The sequence below is a fragment of the Mycobacterium sp. SMC-4 genome (assembly GCF_050205565.1).
Lineage (GTDB): Bacteria > Actinomycetota > Actinomycetes > Mycobacteriales > Mycobacteriaceae > Mycobacterium.
In genome coordinates this window covers 117,401-129,968 of record NZ_JBNMQU010000011.1, presented here as the reverse complement: position 1 = coordinate 129,968, position 12,568 = coordinate 117,401, and the positions used below count along the sequence as shown (strand labels likewise).

The window sequence follows — 12,568 nt, the reverse complement described above, 5'->3', positions numbered from 1 at the left end:
TATATGGCCGAGGTGGGGGCTTGCGGCAAGACCCCGGCGCTCGTGCAGAATCGCACGGCCACTGAGACAGAGGGGGTTGATCACCGCATGAGCGACACGTCAGAGTTCTTCACCGTGCACGAGTCAGGCGCGTTCTTCCACGGCACGAAAGCCGACCTGAAGGTCGGGGATCTGCTCGTGGCGGGGCATCCGTCGAACTTCGAAGCCGGACGCGTCTCCAACCACGTCTACATGACGAAGGTGTTGGCGACCGCGATCTTGGCCGCAGAACTCGCGCCGGGGCCCGGCCGAGAACGCGTGTACATCGTTAAGCCGCAGGGCTCCGTCGAGGACGACCCGAACGTCACCGACAAGAAGTTCCCGGGCAACCCGACCCACTCGTACCGCACCCGGGAACCGGTGCGAATCGTCGGGGAGCTCACCGACTGGGTGGGCCATTCACCCGAGTTCCTGCAGGCTTACCGCGAGAACCTCGACGACCTGCGCCGCCGAGGACTCGCGGTCATCTACGACTGAGACGGCGCCTCAGCCGATCGGCGTGAACTCGATGTTGATCTCTTTGAGCCCACGCAGGATGAACGTCGGTTCGTACTCGTAGCGGCGCGCGTCGATCGGTCCGTGCTTGTCCTCGCTGACCGTGATGTCGCCGAGCCGATCGAGGAGGCGCTCGATCGAGACGCGGCCCTCCACCCGGGCCAGCGGCGCTCCCGGGCAGGAGTGGATGCCGCGGCTGAACGCGATGTGCTCGCGAACGTTCTTGCGGGTGAGCTGGAATTCGTGCGGATCGTCGAAGCGGCTGGGGTCACGGTTGGCCGCGCCGGGGCTGACCATCACCGTGGTGCCGGCGGGGACCGGGGTGTCCCCGAGAGTGGTGGTCTTGCGGGCCATCCGGAACACGCTCTTGACCGGGCTGTCCATCCGCAGGCACTCCTCGACGAACACCGGGATCAGGCTGCGGTCGTCGCGCAGCTGCTGCTGGATGTCCGGCCGGTCGCTGAGCACACGCATCGCGGCGCCCAGCAGTTTGGCGGTGGTCTCCTGCCCGGCGGCGAAGAGGAAGGTCGCGGTGCGCACCACGTCGACCACCTCGGGCGTGGAGCCGTCCGGGTACTTCGCGGTGGCGATCGAGGTCAGCACGTCGTCGCGCGGGTTCTCCCGGCGTTCTTCGATGTAGCGCGCGAACTTCTCGTCGGCCCACTCCAGCGGGTTGGCGGAGATGACCTCGTGGTCGAGGCCGCCGATGTTGGTACCGGGGCGCTCGGCGCCGAACGCCTCGCGGAAGTCTTCGTGGTCTTCCTCGGGGACCCCGAGCAGGTCGGCAACGACCAGCAGCGAGAACGGCTTCGCATATGCGGCCAGGAACTCGCATTTGCCGTCGGCGATGAACTCGTCGATGTGCCGGTCGGCCAGCCGCCACATGAAGTCTTCGTTTTCCTTGAGCCGCTTGGGCGTCAGCAGCCGGGCCAGGATCGAACGCGCGTCGGTGTGTTGCGGCGGGTCCATCGTGACCATGTGCTCGAACATCGGGATCTCGGTGCGGTGCTTCTCGAGCAGTTCGCTGATGTCGTCGCCCTCGGCGGTGAACGGCATCGGCGTGAAGGGACCCATGACGGCGACGCACGAGGAGAAGTTCTCGCTGTCCTTGTACACCGTGTTGGCTGCTTCCCATCCGGTGACCGCGAGGACACCGTTGTTGATCGGACAACACACGGGATCCTTGGCCCGGATGTGGTCGTAGTACGGGTGCGGATCGGGGACCAGCGAGGGATCGGTGAAGTAGTCGACCGTGTCGAAGTCAGTCATGAGTGCGGCTCCTCCCGGGCGGCCAGGATCGTGGCGTACATCACCGTTACAGTATCAAGTACTTTTGACAAGGCCCGCACGGACCGTCGGGTGATCGTCGACCAGCTGTTGCGCGAGTTGGCGCATGCGGACCCGAGCTTCGGGCGGATCCAGGACGGTCAGGCTGCCGGCGAACGGCAGCAGCTGCCGGACATCTTCGAGGTCGCGGCACGCGACCTCGATCCGGTACGAGCGGTCGTCGACGGGCACCACGTCGGTCAGCCTCGAGCCGAGGATGCGTCGGGCGCGGTCCAGGTGAGCGGCGCCCAGCAGCGCGCGGACCGGGAAAGTCTCGCCGGTCTCCCAGTGTTCCGTCAGCGCGCCCGCGACCTCGGCGAGTGTGCCGTGGTGCAAACGGCGGGGCGCTTCGAGCACGCGCCAGTCGGCGAGCCGTTCCAGGGAATACAGGCGGGGCTTGCGGCGCGACTCGGCGACCAGGTACCACCGCCCCGCCTTCGCGAGCAGCCCGTAGGGGTCGACGACCTGCCAGGTCGGTTCCGGCTCGGTGGAGCGCCGGTAGTGGATACGCAGCCGGACTCCGCGCCGGATGTCGCCGATGAGGGTGCTCGGGTTCGCGCCGTGCACCTCTCCGCCGAACCACGGCGTGTTGTCGGACGTGACGACGGCGCTGATCGGCAGGACGTCCGTCGGGCCATGGGCCAGGAGTTTCGCGCGGGCCCGACGGTCGTCGGCCGCTCCACCCAGCTGGCGGCGCTGCGAATCGTCGAGCCCGGGCAGTGCGAGCTGGTCGCGTTCCGTGGGGGTCAGCCGTGTGGTGTCCAGCGCGCCCCCGGGCAGCAGCCGCACTCCACCATGGCGACCGCGCTGCACCAGTACCGGCAGCCCGGCTTCCTGGAGCCACTGCAGATCGCGGAGCACCGTGCGTGTGGAGACACCGAGTTGTTCGGCGAGAGTTTCGCTCGTCACGTTTTCGCGGGTCTGCAGCAGAAACACCAGCGAGAAGAAGCGGTCCGGCGTCATGGGCTCAGCATGGCAGAAAATATGACAGTTTCAGTCATGTATTCACCGCATCCTGAGAAGCCCCTATTTCCGACGACCGGAGGTTCTCATGCCCAAGCCGAACATGTTCATCGTCTACGTGTCCGATGCCGCAGCGTCAGCGCGCTTCTATTCCGAACTCTTCGAGATGGAACCGAGTTTCGAAAGTCCCGCGTTCATCGCCTTCGACCTCGCGCAGGATGTTCAGCTGGCCCTGTGGTCCAGGGGCACAGGTGATTTCGCGGCCGGTCGCACCAGCGAGGTGTCGCTGAACCTCGCCGGCGGGCCGGAACGAATCGACGAGCAGTACCGCCGGTGGGCGCAGAAGGGAGTCACTGTGATCCAGGCGCCGCACGACGACGTCTTCGGTCGTACGTTTCTCATCGCCGACCCGGACGGCAATCTGATCCGGGTGGCCCCGCTCGACTGATGACCGCATACGTGTGAGGGCACCCCCGGCGGGGGTGCCCTCACACGATCGAAGAGAACTAGTTGCGGACCGACGTGTCGACCGTCGGGACCTTGACGTTCGGGTACAGCTTGTCGAGCCACGGATTGTTGCGGTCGTCCAGGCCGTATCCGTTGTTGTAGGCCCAGCTGTTGCCGGTACCACCGAATGTGTAATCCAAGCCACCGTCGTCCGCATACGCCGGGGAGGCGAAGCCGAGTACGCCGGCGATCGTGCCTGTGGCGACAAGTCCGCTCAGAGTGACTTTCTTCACAAGATCACCTCTTCCTTTGGAAATAAACGAATTTCATCAGGAGCGGCTATGCCGCATCCTGTCCTGCGCAACGGGTGACGACGCTGGAACATTCCCTCGGTGGGCGCACAGGCAGGATGGAGGCATGGACGTCTTGGTGGTCGGCGGAGGCCCCGCAGGGATGGCGCTCGCCGGGGCGTGTGCACGCCGCGGCCTGGACACCGGGTTGATCGATCCTGCGCCGGAGCGGCCCTGGCCGTCGACATACGGGATGTGGAGCGCAGAGTTGCCGGACGATCTGCCCGAGTCGGTGGTGGCGGCGCGGGCCGCCGGCCGGGCGATCGCGGTGACCGAGCACCATCTGGGTTGGGAATACGCCGTACTCGACATTCCGGCTCTGCACGCGCATCTCACCGAAGGTCTGTCCGGCGTGCGAGTGCACACCGGGCGGGTCGTCGACTCCTCACAGCGCGGCGCGGTCACGCTGGCCGACGGATCGGTGTTACGCGCCCGGGTTCTCGTGGACGCCGCCGGCCGCGGGCGCCCTCTCGCTGCGCCGTCGTCACGACGAATCCCGGCAGAACAAACGGCTTACGGGCTGGTTCTCGACGCGGACCTCGCCGCGCCCCTGGTGGCGCCCGGGGAAGCGCTGTTCATGGACTGGCGTGCCGATCACGGAGAGACGGGCTGGCCGACGTTCGTCTACGTCATTCCGTTGGGAGGCGGCCGAGTGCTGGTCGAGGAGACATCGCTGGCCCGACGTCCCGGCCTGCCGCTGTCCACCCTGCGTCGGCGACTGCAGGCCCGGCTCGCACACCACGGTATCGATGCTCCGAAAGGTGCTCGGAGCGAGAGGGTTTCGTTTCCGGTGGACCAACCGCGTCATCGCGGGTCGGGTGTGGTCGGCTTCGGAGCCGCCGCGCCGTTGATCCATCCGGCGACGGGGTTCAGCGTGGCCACCTCGTTGACGCTGGCTCCGCGGGTCGCTGCTGCGCTCGCCGCCCACCTGCCCGGCGATCCGGATGAGGCGTTGGCGACCGCCCGAGGGGTCGTCTGGTCGCCGGCCGCGCGGGTGGTCCATCGCCTGCGCAGGATCGGCTTGGAGGCCCTGCTGCGCATGCCGCCGAGCGAAGTTCCCGGCTTCTTCGAGCAGTTCTTCGCTCTGCCCGACGCGCATCGCTGGACCTACTTGACATCTCGTGACGACATCCGGGCCAACGTCGCCACGCTGGCTCACCTGTTCCGGGTGTCAGACGGTCGGATGCGGCGTCGGCTCGTCACCCCGGCGGTGCTCCCGCCGCTGCGTACCAACGTCAGTCCTGAACAGCTTTGGCGAGGGTGATCAGCTTCGTCACCTCGTGAGGGTCGTCGAGAACCTGCGTCGCGCGGTGCACGAGCCGTACGACTGTGAAGGCGCGGGCCCGGTCCTCGTCGAGGCCGGCGGAGTCGATCAGGGCGTAGAACCGGCGCTGCGTTGCGAATCGGACGTTGTCTGCGATGTCATCCCACCGGTGCCAGAGCATCGGAGCGATCTCGTACGCAGGGTCACCGTTGATCGGGGTGGGCGAGATGGCGAGCCATGGTGACCGTTCGGCGGCAAGGACATTGGCGTAGTGCAGGTTTCCGTGCAGCAGTGCGTCGCTCGGCTCGTCCCGAAGCTCGCCGCACAGGGTGGCAGCCTGCTCGATCAGCCGATGTGGCAGCGGCGCGTTGTTGGGTAGCGCGGTGAACTCCTCGGCCCATTGCTCGAAACATATTGCCAGAGAAGACAACTGCGGCAGAGCCTGGACGTGGAGTTGCGCATAGAGCCCGCCGATCACCTCGCAGGCCTGCGCGTCGAACAGGGACTCGAGCGACGTGTCACCCAGCCGTTCGACGAGCACCGCGTTGCGACGTGGGTCGGCGCGCAGCAGACGCACCGCTCCGTCACCGTTCCAGCGGCGCAGCGCCAAATGCGCCTGCTCGGAGCCACCCACCTTCAGGACGGCCGGGCTGCCGTCGGCGCGCACGGGCAGGACCGCGGTGCGGCCGCTGCCACGTGCGTCTCCGTCGGGCACGAGGCCCCAGTCGGCGACCAGATCGTCGAGGACGGTCACCCATCCAGGATGGCAGGTCGGGTTCAGCCCAGTTCGGCCAGCTTCGGCACCGCGGGCGCGATCGCGTCGATCCAGGATGCGGGGGCTCCGCCGGTGGGCATGACGATCGCCGTGTGAACACCCAGTGCGGCGTAATCGGCCATGGCACGGACGAATTCGTCGACGGTGTCCGGGCCGAGGGCGGGGTCGCTGCCCAAGATCGTCACGCGGATGTCGTTGAAGTCGCGGCCGACGTCGTCGCAGTGCCGTCGCAGCACGTCGAGTTTGTGGGCGACGTCGGCGGGCGAGGAGCCGAACAGGTTGCAGGCGTCGCCGTACTGCGCGACGAGCCGCAACGTCTTGCGCTCGCCGCCGCCACCGATCAACACCCTCGGTCGGTTGATCGGTTGCGGCGCACACAACGTCTCTGCCAGCTGGTAGTGCTTGCCCTCGTAGGGTCCGTTGTTCTGCGGATCCCACATCTGCGCGCAGATCTGCAGTGCCTCCTCGAGACGCTCGAAACGCTCCGACAGCGCGGGATACGGCACTCCCAGGCCGAGGTGTTCGCGCTCGAACCAGGCGGCGCCGATGCCGAGCACGGCGCGGCCCCCGGACAGCACGTCGACGGTGGTGACGATCTTGGCCAGCAGCCCGGGGTGCCGGTAGGTCACGCCGGTGACCAACAGCCCGAGGTCGAGGCGCTGGGTGTGTGCCGCCAGGTAGCCCAGCGTGGTGTAACCCTCGAGCATGTTCGCCTCGGCCGGCAGACCTGTGGGCTCGATCTGGAAGAAGTGGTCCATGAAGGACAACCAGGTGGCGCCGCTCGCTTCGGCAGCCTCACCGACACGGGCGAGCTCGCCGGCGATCGCGGTGGTGCCGCCGTCGATGTCGAAGACAGGTACGTGAAATCCGAGTTCCATGTCGAGTCCAAGCCTGGTGGTTGCGACGGGCATTCCGGGATCTGCACAGTTGGCACGATGTCGGCGCGGAGTCGGATGCTGCCAGCTTCTCGTCCTCGAGGGCCCGGCCCATCATCGATGGGTCAGGCGTGCCGACCGCATCGTGGTCGGACCCGTACGTTCCGGCGCCCGGCGGCGGTCGGGGACATCGGACTCACGCAGCGCGGCGGCCCGGTCCCAGCGCCGATTCAGCAGCCGGCACAGCAGTAGCACGGACGCCGGGACGGCCATCACTCCCAACAGCTCGACAAGATCGATCCATGACGATTCCATCGCGGTCTCACCTGATCCGCATCGTGATTGCCATGCCCCCATTGCATCTGGAGCATTCCCGCGGGCGCCACCGTCTTTACGGAATCAAGACGGACCTTGGCCTGCTCTCATACGAAGCGCATCTGCCGGCAAGTGTCGGTAGTCTCCGATGACACAACGCAACGCCTCGGTCGGAGGACTCTTTGGGCATCGTTCATGTCGCCTCGCAATGGGGCGGCGCCTCGCAAGCCGTACTCCATTGAGGGTCGCGCGGCGCGGCAGCGAACGGTCCCACCCCCAGAACGGTGCAGGACAGGCCGCCCTGGTTCTCGGCGTCGTGGCCATCGTGTTCGTCTTCGTTCCCGTCATCGGCGATTTCGTCTCCATTCCCGCGGCGATCGGGGCTGTCATCACTGGCATCGCCGGATTCGATCGCGCAGACCGTGGTCGAGCCACCAATCGACTGGACGCGGTGATCGGTGGCGTCCTCGGCTTGGTGGCGCTGCTGGTGACGCTGCTCATCTTCGCTGCCGTCCACGGCGGCGAGTGAGGCCGTCTCGGCTATTGATTCGTGCGGTCGCTCAGCAGTACGGTGAGCCGGACCGATGACGAAGGCGGGCCACGATGACCGATCGGAACCGACTGACGACAGTGCGGATCGGAGGTCTGGCCCTCGCCGTCGGAGCGGGCGCCGTCATCGCCTGCAGTGCCGCCGCGCCGGCTTCGGCCGACGGGAACGACACCGGGCGAGGCACCCAGTCATCCGTGTCGACGCCGTCCCAACCGCGGTCCTCGGACGCGCCCTCCCGACGAGCCACCGCAGAGACCCGATCGCGCACCGCCGACCGATCTGCGACCAACAGCAGCCGCCACCCCGCAGTCGACGAGGTCGACACGGCACCCGACGTCGATGTCCTCGACGAAGAACCAACGCCGGCTCCCGCGGAGGCGCAGCCGGAGCCGGACATCGAGGCGGTCGCCACCACCGGCACCCCTGCTGTTCGGCCGATCTCCGACACGCCCGCGCGGCGGGTGGCCGAGGGCACCACCACCCCGGCGGAGCCGCCCAGTGTGGCCCCGGGGATATGGACGCTACTCGGTTCGGCTCGCCGGCAGTCCGTCGAAACACCCACGGCGGCAACACAACCCGAAGCAGCCGATACCCGGGAAGCGGGCGTCGCCACCACGACTGCGCCGTCGGATCCGCTCGAGGACGTGGCAGACCTGTACACGGGCGAGCCCTCCTTCGTTCACAACGTGGTGACCGCCGGGTTGTACGTCTTGCAGGCCGTGCTGAAGCCGTTCGGTGGCCTACTCGCGTTCACCAGCCTCAAGGTCCCGTTCTTCACCGACGGGATCCCACCGTTCTTCCTCAGGGCGGGTCTGAACGTCGAGCGTTCCGAGTTCGAAGGCATGAAGGTCTGGACTCTGACGCCGCGGAAGAACCCCACGGACAAAGCCATCGTCGCTCTGCACGGCGGCGCCTACATGGCCACGGCGAGCATCTTCCACTGGTGGACCTACGTCGATATGGCCCGCGATACCGGAGCGACGGTCATCGTGCCGCTGCAGACCCTCGTCCCCGCCGGAGGTACCGCTGCCAGTGAAGTACCGCGCACCGCCGACTTCATCACGGCGGTGATCGACGAGCGGGGCGCCCGGAATGTCAGCGTCATCGGCGATTCCGCCGGTGGCGGATTGGGGCTGGCCGCGGTCCAGGAGCTGGTCCGCCGTAACTCCCGCCTCCCCTCCCGGCTGGTTCTGTTGGCGCCGTGGTTGGACGTGTCGATGAGCGATCCGCGCAGCGCGCGGATCCCGGACCCGCTGCTGGACCTCACCAATCTCATCCGTGCGGGTGAAAAGTGGGCTGGGACGGCCGGCGCCACGAACCCGCAGGCCAGCCCGCTGTTCGGCGCCCTCGAGGGATTGCCGCCGACGTATGTGTACAGCTCGTCACTGGATCTGATCACTGTGGACACCCTGCGGTTGCGCGATCGCGTGCTGGCCGAACAGATTCCGGATGTTGAGTTCCGGCTGCGCAAAGGGCTGATTCACGACTGGTTCACCTTTCCGTTCCTACCGGACGCGCACGAGGACCGCGCCAGCGTGTACCAGGACTTGCTGGGAACCGGCGATCGACCGCGGGTGCGCCGCCACGCCGCGTAGTCGAGTCCGCAATCACGCCACACCGACCAGGTGAGACGGTTGAGTAGGCTGGGTAACCAGTGGGCGCAGCGTGGACCCATTCGCTGATTCAGCGATCTACCCGGAGGAGACTCATGCGTCGGCGGCTACTCAAATCTGCCCTGGCCACCAGCGCGACTGTTTGTGCAGCGCTGCTGGTCAGTGCATGCGCTGCCGAGGTGCAGGGCGCTCCCCCGACGGACGGTCAGCGTCCGCAGGCCCCGGTCATCGCGCCCCAGGCCCCGCCGACCGAAGCCCCGTTCGTCCAGCAGGCTCCGTTCGACGGTCTCGAGGCCCGCATCGGGCAAGCTACCGCGCAAGCGGCCGAATCCGGCGCCGACATCGAGCTCGTCGTCATGGACCGCACCACCGGTCAGACGCTCTCCAATGGCGACAACAGACCGTTCCCCATCGCGTCAGTGGTGAAGCTCTTCATCGCCGACGACCTGCTCCTGCAGGTGGCCGAAGGTAAGACCGAGCTTTCTCCCGCCGACCGCGCATCGCTCGACTCGATGTTGAGCGCTTCCAATGACGGTGCCGCTCAGACGTTTTGGAATCGCAACGGCCGCAGCGCAATAATCTCGCGCATCGTCGCCCGCTACGGGTTGACCGGCACGACGGCGCCCTACGACAACAGCAAGTGGGACGTCACGCAGAGCACCGCAGGTGATCTCGTCCGCTACTACGACATGCTGCTGGCCGGCCGGGGCGGGTTGCCTCCCGAGCAGGCCGAGATCATCGTCGGCAATCTGGCACGATTCACGCCGACCGGACTCGACGGGTACCCCCAACGGTTCGGCATACCCGACGGCCTCCCGGCTGAGACGGTAGCGGTCAAGCAGGGCTGGTTCTGCTGCTGGAACGGCGGCAACCAGCTGCATGTGTCGACCGGCATCATCGGACCCGACCGCCGCTATGTCATGGCAATCGGCTCGCTGGACCCTACTGGTGCGGCCACCGCCCGCGACAACATGACCCGGGCGGTCAAGACGATGTTTCCGGCCGGGCGGATTTGACCGCGCCGAGTTGCGCGGCCAGATATGGTGCCGTGCGGCTGATTTCGTGCGCGGCGACCACCCCGGGCGGGCCGGCCACCACCACCGTCCCCCCGTCGTCACCACCGCCCGGTCCGAGATCGATGACGTGGTCTGCTCGCGCCACCACCGACATGTCGTGCTCGGCGACCACTACAGTGTTACCGGCGTCGACCAGGCGGTGCAGCTGACGTTCGAGCAACTCGACGTCGGCTGGATGCAGTCCCGTGGTGGGCTCGTCGAGCACGTACAGGGTGTGCCCACGTTTGGCGCGTTGCAACTCGGTGGCCAGCTTGATGCGTTGCGCCTCACCGCCGGACAGTTCGGTCGCCGGTTGACCGAGGCGCAGATACCCGAGTCCGACCTCCCGCAGAGTCGCCAAACTGCGTGCAGCCCCAGGCAATTCGACGAGGAATTCGGCAGCCTCGTCGACGGTCTGGGCCAGCACGTCGGCGATGGTGCGGCCACGGTAGGTGACGTCCAGCGTCTCATCGGAGTAGCGGGCCCCGTTGCACGCAGGGCAAGTGGCGTAGGTGCCGGGCAGGAACAACAGCTCGACGGCCACGAAACCCTCACCCTGGCAGGTGGCGCACCGGCCCTCGGCCACGTTGAACGAGAAGCGACCGGCGGTCCAGCCGCGCCGGCGTGCTTCGTCGGTGTCGGCGAAGGCTTTCCGGACGGCATCGAAGAGCCCGGTGTAGGTGGCCAGGTTCGACCGCGGGGTGCGTCCGATCGGTCGCTGATCCACGGTGACGAGACGGTCGATCAGCTCGGCGCCGTCGACGGTCACGCCGGCACTGGAGTCGATGTCGATGTCGAGGAGTTCGGCGTCGCTGTCGGTGCCGTCGTCGGCGGGCTCGACGGCCCTGCCCAGTTGCCGGGCCATCACATCCCCGAGCACTTTGCAGACCAACGTCGACTTGCCGGACCCTGACACCCCCGTGACAGCGACGAACGCGCCCAACGGGATATCGACATCGACATCGTGCAGGTTGTGGAACGTGATGCCCCGCAATCGCATCACCCCGACGGGTGCGCGGACGGCGCGCTGGTCAGACGGACCTTCGGCGAACAGGTAGCGCCGGGTGACGGAGTCCTCGACCTCGGCCAGGCCGGCGACCGGTCCGCTGTAGAGCACCTCGCCACCCAGCTCTCCCGCGCCGGGCCCCACATCGACGATCCAGTCCGCGCGGCGCACCACGTCCATGTCGTGCTCGACCACGAACAGCGAATTCCCTGCGCGGCGAAGGCTGTCCAGCACATCGAGCAGCGGTTCTGCGTCGGCCGGATGCAGGCCGGCCGAGGGTTCGTCGAGCACGTAGAGGACACCGAACAGGCCGGCCCGCAGCTGGGTCGCCAGCCGCAGGCGTTGCAGTTCCCCGGGCGACACCGTCGGGGTGCGGCGGTTCAAGCTCAGGTATCCCAGGCCCAGGTCGACCAGGACGCCTATGCGTGCCACCAGATCGGCGGCGATCATCGTTGCCACTTCGGTGAATTCGCCGGACTCCGTGGATTCGAAGGCGGCGGCGAACTCCGTCCTGGTGGCCGCCGGGGTCAGAACACCGGCCAGCGTCGTCAGCGGCAGAGCCACCAGTTCGGCGATGGTGGCGCCGGCGAACGTCACCGCCAGTGCTTCGGGTCGCAGGCCGGAGCCGTCGCACACCGGGCAGTCGGTGCTGTTGACGTATTGCAGCACCCGGCGCCGCATCGCGGCGCTCTGCGAGTTGGCCAGCGTGTGACGAACGTGGCGCTCGGCACTGGAGAACGTGCCGTTGTAGTAGTAGTCAGCGGTGACCGGGTGCCGGCTCGGGTCGATCTCGACGGTGGGCTGGTCTTCGGTGAAGAGAATCCAATCGCGTTGCCGCTTGGGGAGTTTGCGCCACGGCTTGTCGATGTCATAGCCCAGCGTGATGAGGATGTCGCGCAGGTTCTGCCCCTGCCAGGCTCCCGGCCAGGCCGCTACCGCACCTTCGCGAATGGTCAGCGACGGGTCGGGCACCAGCGTCTGTTCGGTCACTTCGTGGATGCGCCCCAGGCCGTGGCACTGCGGGCACGCACCGATCGTGGTGTTCGGGGAGAACGCGTCGGAGTCCAGCCGCTCGGTCGCGTCGGGCGGATATGTTCCGGCGCGGGAGAACAGCATGCGCAACAGGTTCGACAGCGTGGTGACGGTGCCGACGGTCGACCGTGACGTCGCGGTGCCGCGGCGCTGCTGCAGTGCGACCGCGGGTGGCAGTCCGGTGATGTCGTCGACTTTGGGCGCGTCCTGCGGCAGCAGCAACCGGCGGGCGTAGGGCGCCACGGATTCGAAGTACCGGCGCTGCGCCTCTGCGTAGATGGTTCCGAACGCCAGCGACGACTTGCCGGACCCCGACACCCCGGTGAACGCGACGAACGAATCGCGCGGGGCGGCGACGTCCACGGTCTTCAGGTTGTGCACCCTGGACGCGTAGACGCGGATGTGCGGGTCCGGTTCGTGTCCGCTCACGCCAGTACCGTCATCCACCTGACCCATTGTGTAC

Annotated in this window: 13 protein-coding genes; 6 read left to right on the top strand and 7 right to left on the bottom strand. The window is 67.4% G+C overall.

Annotated features, from left to right (window positions below; genetic code table 11):
* Positions 1-87 precede the first annotated feature (87 nt).
* Positions 88-516 carry an NAD(+)--rifampin ADP-ribosyltransferase gene (gene arr, locus ACQI46_RS19490; protein WP_427095684.1) on the top strand — a complete coding sequence of 143 codons (429 nt, stop codon included), beginning with the start codon at positions 88-90 and terminating at the stop codon, positions 514-516.
* Between the two features lie 9 nt (positions 517-525).
* On the opposite strand, the gene ACQI46_RS19485 is transcribed toward arr, so the two are convergent.
* Together ACQI46_RS19485 and ACQI46_RS19480 are read right to left on the bottom strand one after the other, a co-directional pair.
* The gene (locus ACQI46_RS19485) at positions 526-1,803 is read right to left on the bottom strand and encodes a cytochrome P450 (protein WP_427095683.1); all 1,278 of its coding nucleotides are present in this window, start codon (positions 1,801-1,803) and stop codon (positions 526-528) included.
* A 54-nt stretch (positions 1,804-1,857) separates the two neighbouring features.
* Positions 1,858-2,823 (bottom strand): helix-turn-helix transcriptional regulator, encoded by a 966-nt coding sequence (locus ACQI46_RS19480; protein ID WP_427095682.1) that lies wholly within the window; start codon positions 2,821-2,823, stop codon positions 1,858-1,860.
* Between the two features lie 88 nt (positions 2,824-2,911).
* On the opposite strand from ACQI46_RS19480, the gene ACQI46_RS19475 reads away from it, so the two are divergent.
* Entirely contained in the window at positions 2,912-3,271 is a 360-nt protein-coding gene (locus ACQI46_RS19475; protein ID WP_427095681.1) for a VOC family protein, read from the top strand.
* A gap of 58 nt (positions 3,272-3,329) precedes the next feature.
* Here ACQI46_RS19475 and ACQI46_RS19470 read toward each other — a convergent pair whose 3' ends face one another.
* Positions 3,330-3,563 (bottom strand): hypothetical protein, encoded by a 234-nt coding sequence (locus ACQI46_RS19470; protein ID WP_427095680.1) that lies wholly within the window; start codon positions 3,561-3,563, stop codon positions 3,330-3,332.
* Between the two features lie 124 nt (positions 3,564-3,687).
* Here ACQI46_RS19470 and ACQI46_RS19465 point away from each other — a divergent pair, with 124 nt between their 5' ends.
* Positions 3,688-4,884: a lycopene cyclase family protein gene (locus ACQI46_RS19465; RefSeq protein ID WP_427095679.1), complete on the top strand. Its 1,197-nt coding sequence runs from the start codon at positions 3,688-3,690 to the stop codon at positions 4,882-4,884.
* On the opposite strand, the gene ACQI46_RS19460 is transcribed toward ACQI46_RS19465, so the two are convergent.
* The 3 genes from ACQI46_RS19460 to ACQI46_RS19450 all read right to left on the bottom strand — a co-directional run bounded on the left by ACQI46_RS19460 (position 4,856) and on the right by ACQI46_RS19450 (position 6,849).
* On the bottom strand, positions 4,856-5,638 hold the full coding sequence (locus tag ACQI46_RS19460; RefSeq protein ID WP_427095678.1) for an aminoglycoside phosphotransferase family protein: 783 nt from the start codon (positions 5,636-5,638) through the stop codon (positions 4,856-4,858). The genes ACQI46_RS19465 and ACQI46_RS19460 overlap by 29 nt on opposite strands.
* A 23-nt stretch (positions 5,639-5,661) precedes the next feature.
* A complete protein-coding gene (locus ACQI46_RS19455) occupies positions 5,662-6,537 on the bottom strand; it encodes an LLM class F420-dependent oxidoreductase (protein WP_427095795.1) in 876 nt (291 codons plus the stop codon).
* 111 nt (positions 6,538-6,648) lie between these two features.
* Positions 6,649-6,849 carry a hypothetical protein gene (locus ACQI46_RS19450; RefSeq protein WP_427095677.1) on the bottom strand — a complete coding sequence of 67 codons (201 nt, stop codon included), beginning with the start codon at positions 6,847-6,849 and terminating at the stop codon, positions 6,649-6,651.
* A 238-nt stretch (positions 6,850-7,087) separates the two neighbouring features.
* Between ACQI46_RS19450 and ACQI46_RS19445 the strand changes: the two genes are divergently transcribed.
* From ACQI46_RS19445 to ACQI46_RS19435, 3 genes are all read left to right on the top strand, one after another.
* Complete coding sequence (locus ACQI46_RS19445; protein ID WP_427095676.1) at positions 7,088-7,378, top strand: hypothetical protein; 291 nt, start codon at positions 7,088-7,090, stop codon at positions 7,376-7,378.
* Positions 7,379-7,452: 74 nt separating this feature from the next.
* Entirely contained in the window at positions 7,453-8,994 is a 1,542-nt protein-coding gene (locus ACQI46_RS19440; protein ID WP_427095675.1) for an alpha/beta hydrolase fold domain-containing protein, read from the top strand.
* Positions 8,995-9,107: 113 nt separating this feature from the next.
* Positions 9,108-10,028 (top strand): serine hydrolase, encoded by a 921-nt coding sequence (locus ACQI46_RS19435; RefSeq protein ID WP_427095674.1) that lies wholly within the window; start codon positions 9,108-9,110, stop codon positions 10,026-10,028.
* On the opposite strand, the gene ACQI46_RS19430 is transcribed toward ACQI46_RS19435, so the two are convergent.
* Positions 9,997-12,561 (bottom strand): ABC transporter, encoded by a 2,565-nt coding sequence (locus tag ACQI46_RS19430; RefSeq protein ID WP_427095673.1) that lies wholly within the window; start codon positions 12,559-12,561, stop codon positions 9,997-9,999. The two genes, ACQI46_RS19435 and ACQI46_RS19430, sit on opposite strands and share 32 nt — an antisense overlap.
* Positions 12,562-12,568 lie beyond the last annotated feature (7 nt).